The 16,177-nt window shown below is 70.3% G+C and carries 12 protein-coding genes, 1 rRNA gene and 1 pseudogene; 6 read left to right on the forward strand and 8 right to left on the reverse strand.

All coding sequences use genetic code 11. From position 1 onward, the window contains the following. Positions 1 to 192, reverse strand: a 16S ribosomal RNA gene (locus tag ACFY5B_RS13485); the annotation flags it as partial. A 550-nt stretch (positions 193 to 742) separates the two neighbouring features. Between ACFY5B_RS13485 and ACFY5B_RS13490 the strand changes: the two genes are divergently transcribed. Further along, a complete protein-coding gene (locus ACFY5B_RS13490) occupies positions 743 to 1,192 on the forward strand; it encodes a PTS glucose transporter subunit IIA (protein ID WP_376647677.1) in 450 nt (149 codons plus the stop codon). An 80-nt stretch (positions 1,193 to 1,272) separates the two neighbouring features. Beyond that, positions 1,273 to 2,943: a phosphoenolpyruvate--protein phosphotransferase gene (gene ptsP / locus ACFY5B_RS13495; RefSeq protein WP_389968521.1), complete on the forward strand. Its 1,671-nt coding sequence runs from the start codon at positions 1,273 to 1,275 to the stop codon at positions 2,941 to 2,943. A 67-nt stretch (positions 2,944 to 3,010) separates the two neighbouring features. Here the strand turns inward: ptsP and ACFY5B_RS13500 are convergent, their stop codons facing one another. Beyond that, positions 3,011 to 3,901, reverse strand: a complete 891-nt coding sequence (locus ACFY5B_RS13500) for a hypothetical protein (protein ID WP_389968523.1) — start codon at positions 3,899 to 3,901, stop codon at positions 3,011 to 3,013. A 180-nt stretch (positions 3,902 to 4,081) separates the two neighbouring features. After that, positions 4,082 to 6,049 carry an acetoacetate--CoA ligase gene (locus tag ACFY5B_RS13505; protein ID WP_389968525.1) on the reverse strand — a complete coding sequence of 656 codons (1,968 nt, stop codon included), beginning with the start codon at positions 6,047 to 6,049 and terminating at the stop codon, positions 4,082 to 4,084. A gap of 210 nt (positions 6,050 to 6,259) precedes the next feature. Here ACFY5B_RS13505 and ACFY5B_RS13510 point away from each other — a divergent pair, with 210 nt between their 5' ends. After that, the gene (locus ACFY5B_RS13510; protein WP_389968527.1) at positions 6,260 to 8,626 is read left to right on the forward strand and encodes a glycoside hydrolase family 31 protein; all 2,367 of its coding nucleotides are present in this window, start codon (positions 6,260 to 6,262) and stop codon (positions 8,624 to 8,626) included. A gap of 99 nt (positions 8,627 to 8,725) precedes the next feature. Here ACFY5B_RS13510 and ACFY5B_RS13515 read toward each other — a convergent pair whose 3' ends face one another. Further along, positions 8,726 to 9,262, reverse strand: a complete 537-nt coding sequence (locus ACFY5B_RS13515; RefSeq protein WP_344454828.1) for an NUDIX domain-containing protein — start codon at positions 9,260 to 9,262, stop codon at positions 8,726 to 8,728. A gap of 47 nt (positions 9,263 to 9,309) precedes the next feature. Next, the gene (locus ACFY5B_RS13520; protein WP_389968529.1) at positions 9,310 to 10,119 is read right to left on the reverse strand and encodes a M15 family metallopeptidase; all 810 of its coding nucleotides are present in this window, start codon (positions 10,117 to 10,119) and stop codon (positions 9,310 to 9,312) included. Between the two features lie 179 nt (positions 10,120 to 10,298). Between ACFY5B_RS13520 and ACFY5B_RS13525 the strand changes: the two are divergent. The 3 genes and pseudogenes from ACFY5B_RS13525 to glpK form a co-directional block, all read left to right on the forward strand. Then, positions 10,299 to 11,399: pseudogene (locus tag ACFY5B_RS13525) on the forward strand (EAL domain-containing protein); the annotation flags it as partial. An 868-nt stretch (positions 11,400 to 12,267) separates the two neighbouring features. Next, positions 12,268 to 13,062 (forward strand): MIP/aquaporin family protein, encoded by a 795-nt coding sequence (locus ACFY5B_RS13530; RefSeq protein WP_389968531.1) that lies wholly within the window; start codon positions 12,268 to 12,270, stop codon positions 13,060 to 13,062. 19 nt (positions 13,063 to 13,081) lie between these two features. Then, complete coding sequence (gene glpK / locus ACFY5B_RS13535) at positions 13,082 to 14,602, forward strand: glycerol kinase GlpK (RefSeq protein ID WP_389968533.1); 1,521 nt, start codon at positions 13,082 to 13,084, stop codon at positions 14,600 to 14,602. Positions 14,603 to 14,687: 85 nt separating this feature from the next. Here the strand turns inward: glpK and ACFY5B_RS13540 are convergent, their stop codons facing one another. From ACFY5B_RS13540 to ACFY5B_RS13550, 3 genes are read right to left on the reverse strand one after another with little or no spacing between them, the layout of a single operon-like run. Beyond that, positions 14,688 to 15,293, reverse strand: coding sequence for an ATP/GTP-binding protein (locus ACFY5B_RS13540; protein ID WP_389968535.1), 606 nt, complete (start codon positions 15,291 to 15,293; stop codon positions 14,688 to 14,690). Then, a complete protein-coding gene (locus tag ACFY5B_RS13545; RefSeq protein WP_389968537.1) occupies positions 15,274 to 15,753 on the reverse strand; it encodes a hydantoinase/oxoprolinase N-terminal domain-containing protein in 480 nt (159 codons plus the stop codon). The genes ACFY5B_RS13540 and ACFY5B_RS13545 overlap by 20 nt, the downstream gene beginning before the upstream one ends. Positions 15,754 to 15,777: 24 nt before the next feature. Beyond that, positions 15,778 to 16,173, reverse strand: a complete 396-nt coding sequence (locus ACFY5B_RS13550) for a DUF742 domain-containing protein (protein ID WP_104778870.1) — start codon at positions 16,171 to 16,173, stop codon at positions 15,778 to 15,780. Between the last annotated feature and the right edge of the window lie 4 nt (positions 16,174 to 16,177).

Genomic DNA, 16,177 nt, shown 5'->3' on the forward strand with positions numbered 1-16,177 from the left:
AGGATGCCCCCAGTGGTCAGTATCCGGTATTAGACCCCGTTTCCAGGGCTTGTCCCAGAGTGCAGGGCAGATTGCCCACGTGTTACTCACCCGTTCGCCACTAATCCCCACCGAAGTGGTTCATCGTTCGACTTGCATGTGTTAAGCACGCCGCCAGCGTTCGTCCTGAGCCAGGATCAAACTCTCCGTGAATGTTTTCCCGTAATCGGGATGAACACCACGAGAGCGGAACAGTCAGGCGGAATAAGCCCGACCGTTCACAGCGTCCTCGCTGTGTTATTTCAAAGGAACCTCGACCATCGGTTGTCCGATGGACGGGGTATCAACATATCTGGCGTTGACTTTTGGCACGCTGTTGAGTTCTCAAGGAACGGTCGCTTCCTTTGTACTCACCCTCTCGGGCTTTCCTCCGGGCGCTTCCCTTCGGTGTTCCAAACTCTATCAGTGTTTTTCCGGCCCTCTGACCACCGTCCTGCAGGCATGCAGAAGGCGACCCAGAGATAGGATCTGACAAGTTGATTGCTGCCCGGCCGGGACGCGAGGTTGCGCCGCTCAGCCCCAAGCAGGAGTACGACTGTACACGCGGCCGCGGAGCCGGTGCAAATCGATTTGGGGTATGGTCTAGACCACTTCGGAGTGCTCGCGCGGAACCGGCACTTCAGGTGACATACGCTGCTGAACAGTGTGCCGCCCGGTACCTACAGGGACGGCTCTATCGATCTCCACCCCTGGGAGGCTTCCCATGACCACCGTGACGTCCCCGCTCGCAGGACGCGTTATCGGACTGGCGGCAGTGCCGGATCCGGTCTTCTCCGGGGCCATGGTCGGCCCGGGCACAGCGATCGATCCCGTACGCGAGCCTTCCGAGGCCGTCTCGCCCGTGGATGGCGTCATCGTCTCCCTGCACCCGCACGCGTTCGTCGTCGTCGACGAGAACGGACACGGCGTGCTCACCCACCTCGGTATCGACACCGTGCAGCTCAACGGCGAAGGTTTCGAGCTGCTCGTGAACAAGGGCGACACCGTCAGGCGCGGTCAGGGTGTCGTTCGCTGGAACCCGGCGGCCGTCGAGACCGCCGGAAAGTCCGCGGTCTGCCCGGTCGTGGCGCTGGAAGCCACGGCCGAAGCTCTCTCCGATCTTCGCGACAACGGCGATGTGAAGGCCGGCGACAGTCTCTTCCTCTGGAAGTGACTCCTGTGCCGTCCTGTGGGACGGCGAGTACGACAACCACCGCGGCGGCGGGGGCCGCCGCTCTATCGGAGACGGGTGAGATGGAGACAACGCTGCGAGGCGTCGGCGTGAGCCACGGTGTGGCCATCGGCGAGGTTAGGCACATGGGAACGGCGGTGCTCGAGCCGCCCGCGAAGCAGATACCGGCGGAGGAGGCGGAGCGTGAGCAGGGGCGCGCCCGCAAGGCCGTCGAGGCGGTGGCGGCGGACCTGATGGCGCGGGGCAACCTGGCCGGCGGTGAAGCCCAGGCGGTGCTCGAGGCGCAGGCCATGATGGCCCAGGACCCCGAGCTGATGGCCGATGTGGAGCGGCGGATCGCTGTCGGCAGCACGGCGGAGCGCGGGGTGTACGACGCGTTCGCCTCCTACCGCGAGCTGCTGGCGGGAGCCGGTGAGTACCTCGCCGGTCGCGTGGCCGACCTCGACGACGTGCGGAACCGTATCGTCGCCCGGCTGCTGGGGGTGCCGATGCCAGGCGTTCCCGACAGCGACGAGCCCTACGTCCTGGTCGCCCGCGACCTCGCGCCGGCCGACACCGCGCTGCTCGACCCGACCCTGGTGCTCGGCTTCGTCACCGAGGAGGGCGGGCCGACCAGCCACAGCGCGATTCTCGCCCGGGCGCTCGGGGTGCCGGCCGTGGTGGCGCTGCCGGGTGCCGGTGAGCTCGCCGAGGGCACGATGATCGCCGTCGACGGCAGCACGGGAGAGATCTTCGTGGACCCGAGCGACGAGAAGAAGGCACAGCTGGAGGCTGCGGCTGCCGAGCGGAAGGCCGCGTTGGCCGCCTCGACCGGGCCGGGTGCCACGGCAGACGGGCACAAGGTGCCGTTGCTCGCGAACATCGGTGGCCCCGCCGATGTGGCGGCCGCCGTAGAGGCCGGTGCCGAGGGTGTGGGTCTGTTCCGTACGGAGTTCCTCTTCCTGGACGACAGCAAGCAGGCGCCCTCGGAAGAGAAGCAGATCGCCGCGTACCGGCAGGTGCTCGAGGCGTTCCCCGAGGGGCGTGTCGTGGTGCGGGTGCTGGACGCGGGTGCGGACAAGCCCCTCGACTTCCTCACGCCGGCCGACGAGCCGAACCCGGCGCTCGGTGTGCGGGGTCTGCGGACACTGCTCGACCACCCGGAGGTCCTGCGCACCCAGCTGACCGCGCTCGCCAAGGCCGCGGAGGGGCTGCCTGTCTACCTCGAGGTCATGGCCCCGATGGTGGCGGACCGTACGGACGCCCGGGCTTTCGCGGACGCGTGCCGTGAGGCTGGGCTGCGGGCGAAGTTCGGCGCGATGGTGGAGATCCCGTCGGCCGCGCTGCGGGCTCGCTCGATCCTCCAGGAGGTCGAGTTCCTGTCGCTCGGGACGAACGACCTCGCGCAGTACACCTTCGCCGCCGACCGTCAGGTGGGTGCGGTGTCCCGTCTGCAGGATCCCTGGCAGCCCGCCCTGCTCGACCTGGTGGAGCTGTCCGCCGAGGCGGCCAAGGCCGAGGGCAAGAGCTGTGGAGTCTGTGGTGAGGCCGCGTCCGATCCGCTGCTCGCGTGTGTGCTGACCGGTCTGGGTGTCACCTCTCTCTCGATGGGTGCCGCATCGATTCCCTACGTCCGGGCGACGCTGGCGAAGTACACGCTGGCGCAGTGCGAGCGGGCCGCTGCGGCGGCACGCGCGACGGACAGTGCCGAGGACGCGCGCAGTGCGGCGCAGGCGGTGCTGTCGGGCGAGTGAGCCCGGCCGGGTCGACGGCGTTTGCCGGGAGGGGCGCTCCACGGAGGTGGAGCGCCCCTCCCGTGTTTCAGTGCTGGTGCCCCCGAGCGGGTTTCTCCTCTCCGAGGTCGGGCGGCGCGCAGTAGTCGACGTTGGATTCCGGGGAGATCAGATCTCCGGATTCGACGTCGGTGCAGTAGGCGTCGAAGACCTCGCCCGCGGTGAGGGGTTCGAGTCCGTAGGAACGCATGCGCCAGCCGTATACGCGGTCGGGGGTGCCCGGCGTGGTGGCGCGGATGACGAGCCCTCCGGGGCTTTCGGTGGCCAGGCCGAGGGCCAGGACCGTGGTGAACTCGAGGGCTTCGCTTTCGTCCAGTTCCAGGGCGGCCCCGTCGTCGGTGATGTGGAGGGCGGCGACGAGGGTTTCGGGCGGTCCGGTGACACTGCAGACGAGGTGTCGGTCGCCCGGTGGCGCGGTGTCGAGGATGCGGACGAGGAGCTCTGCGGCTCGGGTGAAGGCGGCGCGTCCGATGTCCTCGCCGCAGGAGGCGCAGGCGCCCAGTCGGGCGAGGAGGGTGGTCGCGTACTCCCAGGTGGCCTGTCGGACGGCCTCGTCGACGAGGGCCGGGAGCAGGTCGGCCAGCGGTCGGCCGTCGTAGGGAAGGGTCGGGCCTGTCGCCGCGATCTGTGCGGTGAAGCGTGAGCGGCTCGACGGTTTGTCGGGGTCCAAATCCTTCCGTGTGCAGAAATGGGCGTACTCCTCGGGGTCGAAGAGGGCCACCGTGGTGTGGCTCCCCTGCAGGGCCCTGGTCCTGAGGAGGGACTCCACGTGTTTCAGGTAGGTCGCGTGGTCGTCGAAGGTGAAGCTGCGGTAGCGCCGCATGGCCCGGAAGTCGTGATCGTCGGCGAGCAGGCCGATGGTGCCGGCGATTTCGCGGTGCAGGACGCGGCGCTTGGTCCGGTTGTCGGTGTGCGTCATGGTTCCCCCTGTGCACGGTCGATCAATGCTCACTCACAGTAACCGGGGGCACTGACAGCGGGGCGATTCGATGATCGTGCACTCGAAGAATGAAGGAAGGCGCAGGTCACAGCGACTTCCGCTGCAGCCTGCGCCCTGAGCTTCGGTGACGGGGAGTCGCGGGGCGGGGGTGGTGAGGCGTCAGGCGCGTTTGCGGGCCAGCTCCTCGTAGAAGTTCAGCAGGCCGAGGTTGTCGATGGAGCCCGGGTTGACCGCCTTCTCCAGCGGGGTGCCCTGGAGGAGGCGTTTGACGGGGACCTCGATGCGCTTGCCGGTGAGGGTGTGCGGGACGCCGGGCACTTCGATGATCTCGTCGGGGACGTGACGCGGCGACAGCTGCTCGCGGATCGTCTGCTTGATGCGGTTCAGCAGGGCCTCGTCGAGGACGGCTCCGGGGGCCAGGTGCACGAAGAGGGGCATCCAGTAGCCGCCGTCGGGCTGCTCGATGCCGATGACGAGGGATTCCTTGATCTCGGGGAGCCTTTCGACGGCTTCGTAGATGTCGGCGGAACCCATGCGGACGCCCTGGCGGTTGAGCGTGGAGTCGGAGCGGCCGTGGATGACGACGGATCCGCGGGAGGTGAGGGTGATCCAGTCGCCGTGCCGCCACACGCCGGGGTAGGTGTCGAAGTAGCTGTCGTGGTAGCGGCTGCCGTCGGGGTCGTTCCAGAAGTGGATGGGCATCGACGGCATGGGGTTGGTGACGACGAGTTCGCCGACCTCGTCGATGAGGGGGCTGCCGCTGGGGTCCCAGGACTGCAGGTCGGTGCCGAGGCAGGGGGCCTGGAGTTCGCCGACGTGGACCGGGAGGGTGGGTACGGCTCCGGCGAAGCACGAGCACACGTCGGTGCCGCCGCTGACTGAAGCGATCCACAGGTCGTCGCGGACCTCGTCGTGGAGCCAGCGGAATCCGTCGGGGGGCAGGGGCGAGCCGGTGGTGGCGACGCACTGGACGGAGGAGAGGTCGAAGTCGCGGGACGGGTGCACGTCGGCCTTGCGGCAGGCCATGACGTAGGCGGCGGAGGTGCCGTAGAGGGTGGCCTTGGTGCGTTCGGCGATCCGCCACTGGGCGCCGGTGTCGGGGTAGCCGGGGCTGCCGTCGTAGAGGACGATCGTGGTGCCGGTGAGCAGGCCGGAGACGAGGAAGTTCCACATCATCCAGCCGGTCGAGGTGTACCAGAAGAAGCGGTCTTCGGGGCCGAGGTCGCAGTGCAGGCCGAGCTGCTTGAGGTGCTCGACGAGGATGCCGCCCTGGGACTGGACGATGGCCTTGGGCAGTCCGGTCGTACCGGAGGAGTAGAGCACCCACAGGGGGTGGTCGAAGGGCACCTGCTCGAAGACCGGGTCCGTGTCGGCGGAGGTGAGGGCCGACCAGTCCAGGGCGCCCTCGGGTGCCTCGGTGCCGAGGAGCGGGATGTGGATCACGGCCCGCAGGGTGGGCAGTTCGCGGCGCAGTTCGGTGACCACCTCGCGTCGGTCGTGCTCCTTGCCGCCGTAGCGGTAGCCGTCGACGGTGAAGAGCACGACGGGTTCGACCTGCTGGAAGCGGTCGAGGACGCTGCGGGCGCCGAAGTCGGGCGCGCAGGAGGTCCAGACGCCGCCGACTGCGGCCGTGGCGAGGAGGGCGACCACCGCCTGTGGGACGTTCGGGAGGTAGCCGCTGACCCGGTCGCCGGGGCGCACGCCGAGGGCGCGCAGTTCGGCGGCGAGGGAGCCGACCTGGCGGCGCAGCTCGGCCCAGGTGACGGGGCGTGGTTCGTGGGTCTCGTCGACGTGCAGGAGGGCCGGTTCGTCGGCGCGGGTGGCGGACGCGCGCAGGGCGTGTTCGGCGTAGTTCAGGGTCGCCCCGGGGAACCACTCGGCGCCGGGCATCGAGCGGTCGCCGAGCACGCGCGCGTAGGGCTGCGAGAAACGGACGTCGAACCACTCCGTGACGGCCTGCCAGAAGGTGTCCAGCTCGTCGACCGACCAGCGCTGCAGGGCCGCGTAGCCGCCCTCGGCGGGGGCGCCGTGGTGCTCGGCCGCCCAGGCCTGGAACCTGGTGATCCGTGCGCGGGCGATGCGCTCGGGGTCGGGCTGCCAGAGCGGCTGGGGACTAACGGTCGACATGTCGGCTCCCGGACTGTGCGCGTCGTGTGCGTCCTCCGCGCACGGGCTGGGGTGTGCGCGTGAGCGGCTGGCACGGACAATGCCATGTGATCGACTTCGGCACCAGGGTGCGCCGCACATAGTCCGTGTCGTGAAGATGTGGTCCTGGCACGGGTGAACGGCAGTTGAACGACACGCCCGCGCGGGGCCGTCAGTGGCAGGGTGAGCAGCATGAACGGTCGTGACCTGGTGCGTTCGGTGAAAGCGGTGGCTTCGGTGGGGGCGGCGCAGGGTGTGCGTACCGTACGAGCAGCGTGGCGCAGGCGTCGGGCCGACGCCACCGGGCTGCCGGCGCGCGGGGCGGAGCGGGCGCGGGTGCCCGGACCCGTGGAGGACGTGGAGCCCGGGCCGGGGGGCGGTGTCGTCCGGTTCAGCCGGTCGCAGCTGCGGATTCTGGTCGCCGTGAACGGGGCCGTGTTCTGGGGCTGGGACGGGGCGGGGCCCGCGCCGTCCTACGCGCTGGCCGGACGCTGCCCGGAGCCGGATCCGCGTGCGGTACTGGAGCCGGACAAGGACGGCGGCTGGCGTGTGGTCGCCGAGCGGGTGACGGTCGTGGTCTCGCGGCACGGCGCGGTGGAGGTACGCACTCCGGGCGGCGTCACCCTGCGGCGTGATCTGCCGCCGCGGTGGTGGGAGCCGGTCGGCGGCGGCCCGGCGCGGTGGGTGCAGCGGTCGGAGGTGGGCGCCGACGCGCGGTTCTTCGGGCTTGGAGGGCGTGCCTCGGGCCCTCGGCTGCCGGACGGGACGTACCGGCTGTGGAACTCCGATCCCGGCCGCCCCTTCGCGCCCGGGGACGACCCGCTGTACATCACGATGCCGGTGCAGCTGGTGGTGTCCGACGGCGGTACGCACCTGGCGTTCCACGACAGCTCGTGGGACGGCACGGTGACGCTGCGCGAGGGCGAGGAGGGCGCGGGTTCCGGGCACGACCGTGTCGGGACGAGCGAGCTGCGGATGGACGGCGGTCCGCTGCGGTGCTGGGTGATGGTGGGCACCCCCGCGCGCGTGCTGCTCGCCTGGGCGTCGCTCACCGGGGCGCCCGCGCTGCCGCCCGCGTGGGCCCTTGGGCACCATCACGCACGGTGGGGGTTCGGCGGCGAGCAGGAGGTGCGGCGGATCGTCGCGGGCTACCTGGAGCGCGGTCTGCCGCTGGATGCCGTGCACCTGGACATCGACCACCACGACGCACATCAGGTGTTCACCGTCGACCAGGACCGCTTCCCCAAGATGCCCGTGCTGGCCGAGGAGCTCCGGCGGGAGGGCATCCGGCTGGTGTCGGCCGTCGGGCCGGGCGTGAAGGCCCTGCCGGGCCGTGCGGTGTACGACTCCGGGGCGGCCGAGGACGCGTTCGTGCGGGATGCCTCCGGGGAGGTGGTGGGGGGTGTCCTGTGGCCCGGGGAAGTGGTTTTCCCCGACTTCACAGACGCGCGCGTACGTGCGTGGTGGGGCGCTCTCTACGAGGAGCGGCTCGCCCAGGGCTTTTCGGGCTTCTGGCACGACATGGACGAACCGACGTCGTTCACCGCCTTCGGGGAGTCGACGCTGCCGCGCTCGGCACGGCACGCCCTGGAGGGGCGGGGCGGTGACCATCGTGAGGCGCACAACGTGTACGCGCTGTGCATGGCCAGGGCGGGCTTCGAAGGGTTGCGGAAGCTCGCGCCCGAGGAGCGGCCGTTCCTGTTCTCCCGTTCCGGGTGGGCCGGCATGCAGCGCTACGGAGGGACGTGGTCGGGGGACGTCGCCACCGGCTGGCCGGGGCTGCGGGCGTCCTTGGCCCTGGTGATGGGGCTCGGGCTGTGTGGCGTGCCGTACTCGGGGCCGGACGTCGGGGGGTTCGACGGGGATCCGTCTCCCGAGCTGTATCTGCGGTGGTTCCAGCTGGGCGCGTATCTGCCGCTGTTCCGTACGCACGCGAGTCTGCGGGCGGGGCGCAGGGAACCGTGGGAGTTCGGTGGCGAGGTGCTGGAGCACGCGCGCGTGGCGCTCGTCGAACGCCGGCGGCTGCTGCCGTACTTCCTGACGCTGGCGCATCTGGCACGGCGCACCGGAGCGCCCTATGTGCGGCCTCTGTGGTGGGCGGCGCCGGAGGAGCGGGCGCTGCGCGACTGCGAGGACGCCTTCCTGCTGGGTGACAGCCTGCTCGTGGCGCCGGTGCTGGACCCGGGCGTGGGCCGGCGTGCCGTGCGGTTGCCGCGGGGGCGCTGGTACGACGTCGCGACGGGGCAGGCGTACGAGGGGCCGGGGCAGGTGCTGGTCGACGCGCCGCTGTCGCGCATCCCGGTGTTCGCGCGCGCGGGTGCCGTGCTTCCGGTACGTGGGGAGGACGGGGGCCTGGAGTTGGAGGTGTGGGCCCCCGCCCGGGGGCGGGCCGGGGGCGGGCTGGTCGTACCGGACGGGGGCGAGGGGTGGGACGAGCCGGAGATCGAGCGCTACAGCGCTCGGTGGAGGGGCTCCCGGGTGGTCGTCGAGCGGGAGGGTGAGGACGGCCAGAGTGCGCCGCCCTACCCGGTGCGGGTTCGCGGGACCGGGGGGTCGTGAGCTGGGCCGGGCCCGGGAGCCAGGAGCTGCTCGGGCCCGGGAGTCACACGAGCGCCAGGCCCGGGAACCGAGTTGCGCAGCGCCGGGGAGCTCGTGAGGTCAGATGTACCGGCCCTCGAACCAGGCCCGGGCGGCCAGGGTGTGCAGGGGGAAGGCGAGTTCCTCCGGTCTGCGCAGGAGGTGCCAGCCCTCCGTCTCGTCCGTGGCGGCGGAGGACGGAAGGCTCTCGGCCGGGCGTTCCGGGAGGAGGCCGAACAGCAGCAGGTGCCCGTCGGGTGAGCTCATCGCGTCGACGAGCCGTACGTCCCGGCCGGCCGCGTCGATGCCGGTTTCCTCCCGGAGTTCGCGTATGACGGCCTGCCGCCAGTCCTCGCGGTCGTCGATGTAGCCGCCGGGCAGGGCGATGCCCCCGCGCGCGGGTGCGATGGTTCGGGTGATGACGACCAGGGCGGTGCCCTTGGTGTCGTAGACGGGCTGGAGGGCCACCGCGACCGGGAGCGGGTTGCGGTAGGCCACGGCCCCGCACACCGGGCAGGTGCGGGGCCAGCCGGTGATGCCCTCTCCGTAGGGCGCGCCGCAGCTCGAACAGTGGGAGTTCGGCGCGGAGTTGGAAGCGGAGTGCTGAGTTTCGGACACGCGGCGGACTGTAGCCGATCGCGGAGAGTGCGCCATGAGCAGGCTGCTCAGTGAGCGCTGGTGAGCGACTTCCTGGCCACGGGGAAGTCGAAGTACGTGTCCGGATGGGCCTCGGGCTTGAAGGTGTAGTGCCACCACTCCTCCGGCAGGTTCACGAAGCCGAGGCTTTCCAGGGTGGTCCTGAGAAGGAGCCGGTTGGCGCGCTGTCGGCCCTGGATGCGCGGGTCGAGGGTGTGCGAGAGGGTGTCGAAGCAGTCGAAGCCGGTCCCCATGTCGATCGAGTTGTCCGGGAACCGCGCGCCCCGGGGCGCGAAGCACGGCACCAGGGGCTCTCCTCGGTGGTAGGGCCGGGTCGGCTTCGCCGGGAGCCTGACGAGGGTGACGTCGAGGGTCGAACCGCGGCTGTGGCCGGATTTCGCCGCGATGTACCCGTCGGCGAACAGTCGCGTCTTGTCGACGTTCGGGTAGAACTCGCCCTTCATGGCCTGATCATGGAGGTCCTCGGCCCAGCGGACGAAGTGGTCCACCGCGCGCTGGGGCCGGTAGCAGTCGTAGACCTTGAGTGTGTATCCCTGGCGCAGAAGCCTGCGTTGGGCCTTGTGGAGGGCTTCGGCGGCGGGGCGGGTGAGGATGCAGAGGGGCTGCCGGTAACCGTCGATGGGCTCGCCCACGAAGTTGTGCGGGGTGACGTAACGCATCTCCTGAAGGATCGTCGGATCCACGCTGTGCAGCGCAACGAAGTCCTTCGGCGCCTCGGGATCGGTGCCGGCCCGGGCGGTCGGGGTGAGGACGGCTGATGCCAGCAGGGTGGCGAGTGCGGCGATCAGGGCACGTGTGACGGTGGTGAGTCGTGTCATGACCCTGCGTCTATCAGGAGAGCGGACGCCAGGGGAAGGGACCGCGTGCGACACGGCAACCAACCGTCGGCACGGGCGAATTGCCCCTGAGCTTTACGCTGTGTGACTGATCAGGAATCCTGCGTGAACGCCTCATGAACCGTGCTCTGGCGTGCGCCGGTGGCGTCCATCATGCTCCCGTGCCCTCCTGGACGGATACTCTCCGCTTCGCCTTCCAACCAGTGGTCAATCTGACGACCGGCGCGGTCGCGGGGCTGGAGATACTCGCCCGCCCGGAGACCGGCGGCATCCTCGCCGAGGCCCGCCGCGATCCCGAACTCGACTGCCGGCTGGCGGTGTCGGCGATCCGTGCGGCGGTGCGCAAGGAGACCCTGCTTCCGCTGTTCGTCAACGTGTTCGCGGGGACCCTCGCCGATCTCGGCGGACTGCCCTCGCTGCACGACGCCGTGCGCGCGGCGGGGCGGCTCCCCTGGGAGGTGACGATCGACGTCTGCCCGCCGTACACGCATGTGCCCCAGCAGGCTCTGCTGGACGCGGTGAACGCGTTGCGGGGACAGGGTTTCCGGATCTGCGCGGACGGTGTCGGGGACGGTGACGTGCCTCTGCGGCTGCTATCGGACCTCTCGCCCGGTCTGGTGAAGCTGGACGCGTCGCTGCTGGCGCGACCGGCGGTGGTGCGGTCGATGCGGACGCTGTGCGACGAGCTGGGGGCACTCCTGGCCGTGGAGGGCGTGGAGACCGAAGGGCAGTGCGCGGCGGCGCTCGCGGCCGGGGCACAGCTGGCACAGGGCGAGCTGTTCGCTCCGCCCGCTCGCCTGCCCGCCGCGGACGTCTACCTCCCGCCCCGCTCCCCCGCCGAGGTGCCGCACCGACGGCCCGGGCCGTCGGTGCGGGAATTCGTCCTGCCCGCTGCCCTGCTTCCCGCAACCGCGTCCGCAGGGCAGGTGCGAGCCCTGCTGACCGAGTTGCCGGATGTGTCCGGGGTCCTGCTCGTGGACACCGCCGGCGTGCCGGTCCGGTCGGTGCACCGCTCCCGCTTCTTGCTGTCGATGTCGGGGCGCTACGGGCACGCCCTGTACGCCGACCGGCCCGCCGCCAAGCTCGGTGACCCGCCGCGGACGGTGGGCGTCGACGCGACGGCCTGGGAGGTGCTGGAGGTGGTGGCGGTCGGCCGCCGGGACCGCACCTCGGACGACGTGGCCGTGGTGGACGAATACGGCCGGTGCGTGGGGGTCGTGCGGCTCGCGGACCTCGTGCGAGCGCTCGCCGAGACCGCTGTGCACGCCGGGCAGCCTGGCCCACCTGGAGGACACGACCTGCCTGGCGCCCTTGAAGAGGGCGGCTGAGGCGCCGCACGGGGCGAGTCGGGTGCCGACCAGGTGGGCTGCCGGGCCATGAGACCCGCCGGGGTTCGCCGCGGACGCCGGTGCCGCCGACTGTGGCCGCGGCAGAGGCGGAGGTCTGCGGGGCGGCGATCGGGAGGGTCGGGCAGGGTCTCTGAAGCGCCTGGGAGAGGGGTGAGCGGCGGCAGGACCCGACCTGGTCGAGGCGGCGCGGGACACCGGGCGTCAGGGCGCGTCCGCGGCGGCCATGGCTCCGCGGATCTCCTGCGGTTGAGAAACCGCCAGGTCAGGTGAATCCTGGACACTAGCAAGCGAGGAGTCAGGTGCGGCTGGGCTTTTGCCCCCCGGCGGGGTCCAGCGCAGGCCGGACACCATCAGCCAAGCCTCGCGCGGCGCATCAGGCCCGCGCGGGTCCGGACCAGATCTGAACAACGACCCGACCGGGCGCCGCCGGACCGAGCAACCGGCCCGTCGGCCCGGCGCGAGCCCGGTGACCGTCCGACGGCCGTCAACCGTTGCGGTCGGCAACCTTGACGCCCCTTGGGTGCCGGTGAACACTTCCGGTGTCAGTCGACATCGTCGTACATAGTCGGCGTATTCCGGCACTGCGGCGCTTGGTGCGCCTGCGCGAAGGCCCGTTCCCCTCCCAGGGCGACTCGGGCGATTCGGCTGCGACGGCACGCTCGTCACGGATGCCGGGCGGGGCGCGGATGTCTCCCTGCCTTCGGCTGAAGTAGCCACGGGAAACGCACCCTGCAGGTGAGGACCGGGGCGGATCGTCCCGGTCCAAAGCTGAGGAGCAGCCATGACTAACGGAGACATTTTCGTCGGCGAGATGATCGGCACGGCGATTCTGATCCTCTTCGGTGCCGGCGTGTGTGCCGCCGTCACCCTCAGATTCTCGAAAGCCCGGGCCGCCGGGTGGATCGTGATCGCGTTCGGCTGGGGATTCGGAGTGCTGGCCGGCGCGTACACCGCCGCTCCCCTCTCGGGAGGGCATCTCAACCCGGCCGTCACCTTCGGCCTCGCCGTCGACACCGGTGTGTGGGACAAGGTGTGGGTCTATCTGCTGGGACAGATCACGGGCGCCATGATCGGTGCCGTCCTCGCCTACCTCGTGTACCTCGCCCAGTTCCAGGCCAATGTGCGGAAGACGGGCACCACGGAGGGCACGGCCGACGAGCCGGTTCCGACGCTGGGCATCTTCTCCACGATCCCCGAGATCCGTAACCCGGTCGCCAACTTGATCACCGAGATCCTGGCCACCATCGCACTGGTGCTGCCCCTCCTCGCCCTGGTGGGCAGCAACAGGCACGTCGAGGGCATCGGCATCGGTCTGATCGAGGGCGGGGAGGGCATCTACGGGTCCGGCATCGCGATCCTTCTGGTCTCCTTCCTGGTCGTCGGCATCGGCCTGTCCCTGGGTGGCCCCACCGGCTACGCGATCAACCCGGCGCGTGACCTCGGCCCGCGCATCATCCACTCCATCCTGCCGATCCCGAACAAGGGCACGTCCGACTGGGGCTACGCGTGGATCCCCGTCGTCGGACCACTGATCGGCGGCCTGCTGGGTGGCGTCATCTACAACGCAGCCTTCTGAAACAGCCGAAGGGGTAGCCATGACGGACAACTCCGCGAAGTACGTCGCAGCCATCGACCAGGGCACCACGTCGAGCCGCTGCATCGTCTTCGACCAGGACGGCGCGATCGTCGCCGTGGACCAGCGCGAGCACCGCCAGATCTTCCCGAAACCCGGCTGGGTGGAGCACGACGCCACCGAGATCTGGTCCAAGGTGCAGGCGGTGGTGGCAGGGGCGATCGCCAAGGCCGGTCTGAGAGCCGACCAGCTGAGCGCGATGGGGATCACCAACCAGCGCGAGACGACCCTCCTGTGGGACCGGGCGACCGGCAAGCCGGTGCACAACGCCATCGTGTGGCAGGACACGCGTACGGCCGCGCTCTGCAACCAGCTGGGCGGCTCGGACGGGCAGGACCGTTTCCGCGAGCAGACGGGTCTGCCGCTGGCGACCTACTTCTCCGGACCCAAGGCGGCCTGGCTGCTCGACAACGTGCCCGACCTGCGGGCGCGTGCCGAACGCGGGGAGATCGCCTTCGGCACCATGGACTCCTGGCTGATCTGGAACCTGACCGGCGGCACGGACGGCGGGCAGCACGTCACCGACGTGACCAACGCCGGACGCACCATGCTGATGAATCTGGAGACCCTCCAGTGGGACCCCTCGATCCTCTCGGCGATGAACATCCCCGAGGCCATGCTGCCCGAGATCCGCTCCTCCTCCGAGGTGTACGGCACCGCCGTCGGCCAGCTCGCCGGCGTACCCGTGGCGTCCGCGCTGGGCGACCAGCAGGCGGCCGTCTTCGGGCAGGCCTGCTATGACGTGGGCACGGCCAAGAACACGTACGGCACGGGAAGCTTCCTGCTGCTCAACACGGGCGACCGTCCGGTGTCGTCGAAGAGCGGACTGCTGACGACCATGGGGTACAAGATCGGCACCGAGGCGCCGGTCTACTGCCTGGAGGGCGCGATCGCCATCACGGGCGCGCTGGTCCAGTGGTTCCGGGACCAGCTCGGCATCATCCGGACGGCCGACGAGATCGAGCCCCTCGCGGCGAGCGTCGAGGACAACGGCGGCGCTTACATCGTCCCGGCGTTCTCGGGCCTGTTCGCCCCGTACTGGCGCTCCGACGCGCGTGGCGTGGTCACCGGCCTCACCCGGTACGTCACGAAGGCGCACCTCGCGCGCGCGGTGCTGGAGGCGACGAGCTGGCAGACCCGTGAGGTCGTGGACGCCATGTACCAGGACTCCGGGGTGCACATCACCACCCTGAAGGTCGACGGCGGCATGACGAAGAACAACCTGCTCATGCAGCACCAGTCGGACGTGCTCGACGTTCCGGTGGTGCGGCCCAAGGTCTCCGAGACGACCTGTCTGGGCGCCGCGTACGCGGCCGGTCTGGCCACCGGGGTGTGGAACGACCTGGACGAGCTCAAGGCGCACTGGCAGAAAGACGTCGAGTGGACGCCGAACATGGAGGCGTCGGTAAGGGACCGCGAGTACCACAACTGGCGCAAGGCCGTGGAGAAGAGCTTCGGCTGGGAGGAGGACGGCGACAGCTGAGCACGCGCGCGTGGAGCGTCGCCCACGGCTGCGGCCCGTACCCCGGTCGGCGGGGGTACGGGCCGCGTCCACGGCGCGGGCGGCGTCAGCCGGTGACGGCCTCGCGGCGGTCGGCCGCATACGCCATGGCGTGCTCGACGACGCCGATGAGTGCGTCCTTGACCGACTCGCGGTCGCGGGCGTCGCACATCAGGAGCGGCACGTCCTCGTCGAGGTCGAGGGCTTGGCGGACGTCCTCGATGGGGTAACGGGGAGCGCCTTCGAAGCAGTTGACGCCGACGAGGAAGGGGATCGAGCGCCGTTCGAAGTAGTCGACGGCGGCGAAACAGTCCTCCAGGCGGCGGGTGTCGGCGAGCACGACGGCACCGAGCGCGCCCTCGGAGAGTTCGTCCCACATGAACCAGAACCGCTCCTGGCCGGGCGTACCGAAGAGATACAGCACGAGGTCTTCGCGGAGGGTGATGCGGCCGAAGTCCATGGCCACGGTCGTCGTGTGCTTGCCTTCCACGCCGCTGGTGTCGTCGACCGGGCGCCCGGCCTCGGTGAGCAGCTCCTCGGTGCGCAGCGGCCTGATCTCACTGACCGCGCCGACGAGCGTGGTCTTGCCCACGCCGAAGCCGCCGGCCACGAGGATCTTGAGCGTGACGGGCTCGACCGGAGGCTTGCCACGCTCAGAACGCCCGAAGATCATCGATCTCTTCTCCTGCTTGATGGGGGTCGGGCGACGGCGGGCCGTAGCCTCCGCCGCCTGGGGTTTCGATGACGAGTACGTCGCCGCTGACGAGGTTCGCGGAGTCGCTGCCGTGCTGCGGAGAGCCGGTGCGGGCGGCCGGCTCCCCGACGCTGTGTTCGTGCGCCGGGTGGAGGTGGCTGTGCGTGAAGACCACCTCGACGGCCCGCTGGTACAGCGGTTCCGGCAGGTCGATGCGGCGGGCGACGATGTGCGGGCGGTTCCGATAGGCGATGCGCAGGGCGTCGCGGATGCCGCGGGTGATGAGCAGGAGGGTGTGGACCCCCTCGACTGCGGCGTCGGCGTAGCGGGCGGGGTCGTCCGAGAGCAGCTTGTGCGTGAGCAGCCGGCCGTCCGGGCGCCGGGCGACGACGTCGGTGAAGGTGCCGCCGCTGTCCACCCACACCTGCCGGCCAGTCACGTCAGTACCCCGCTTCCGCGCTGCTCACAGCGCCCGGAGGCCGTTGATCACGTCGCGCAGAATACTCTCGTCCGGCAGCTCGGCAGGGGGCACGGGCCGGTTCACATGGACGAATTCCGCGTCCACGAGATCTCCGACGAGGACCCGTACCACTCCGATCGGCAGGTCGAGTTCCGCTGCGAGTTCGGCGACCGACTGCGGGATGTCGCGGCACAGTTCGACGATGTCCACATGCTCCGGGGAGAGCATGTGGTCGGCTTCCGGATCGTCCGCCTGTGGCTCCGCGACCACGACCGCGATCAGGTCCAGCCGGTGCTGGCCCTGACTGCTGGTGCGGCCGCGGGTCATGGCGTACGGGCGGACGACCGGTCCGGCTTCGTCGTCGAACCAGTGGCTTCTTCCCTGACCGTCAGCGCTCATGCCA

The sequence above is a fragment of the Streptomyces sp. NPDC013187 genome (assembly GCF_042899705.1).
GTDB lineage: Bacteria > Actinomycetota > Actinomycetes > Streptomycetales > Streptomycetaceae > Streptomyces > Streptomyces hawaiiensis_A.

What these genes read in the sequence shown, in the direction of transcription:
- ACFY5B_RS13520 (WP_389968529.1), bottom strand. Translation starts at nt 10,119, where the DNA reads ATGACACGACTCACCACCGTCACACGTGCCCTGATCGCCGCACTCGCC.
- ACFY5B_RS13530 (WP_389968531.1), top strand. Translation starts at nt 12,268, where the DNA reads ATGACTAACGGAGACATTTTCGTCGGCGAGATGATCGGCACGGCGATT.
- glpK (WP_389968533.1), top strand. Translation starts at nt 13,082, where the DNA reads ATGACGGACAACTCCGCGAAGTACGTCGCAGCCATCGACCAGGGCACC.
- ACFY5B_RS13505 (WP_389968525.1), bottom strand. Translation starts at nt 6,049, where the DNA reads ATGTCGACCGTTAGTCCCCAGCCGCTCTGGCAGCCCGACCCCGAGCGC.
- ACFY5B_RS13490 (WP_376647677.1), top strand. Translation starts at nt 743, where the DNA reads ATGACCACCGTGACGTCCCCGCTCGCAGGACGCGTTATCGGACTGGCG.
- ACFY5B_RS13550 (WP_104778870.1), bottom strand. Translation starts at nt 16,173, where the DNA reads ATGAGCGCTGACGGTCAGGGAAGAAGCCACTGGTTCGACGACGAAGCC.
- ptsP (WP_389968521.1), top strand. Translation starts at nt 1,273, where the DNA reads ATGGAGACAACGCTGCGAGGCGTCGGCGTGAGCCACGGTGTGGCCATC.
- ACFY5B_RS13500 (WP_389968523.1), bottom strand. Translation starts at nt 3,901, where the DNA reads ATGACGCACACCGACAACCGGACCAAGCGCCGCGTCCTGCACCGCGAA.
- ACFY5B_RS13540 (WP_389968535.1), bottom strand. Translation starts at nt 15,293, where the DNA reads ATGATCTTCGGGCGTTCTGAGCGTGGCAAGCCTCCGGTCGAGCCCGTC.
- ACFY5B_RS13510 (WP_389968527.1), top strand. Translation starts at nt 6,260, where the DNA reads ATGAACGGTCGTGACCTGGTGCGTTCGGTGAAAGCGGTGGCTTCGGTG.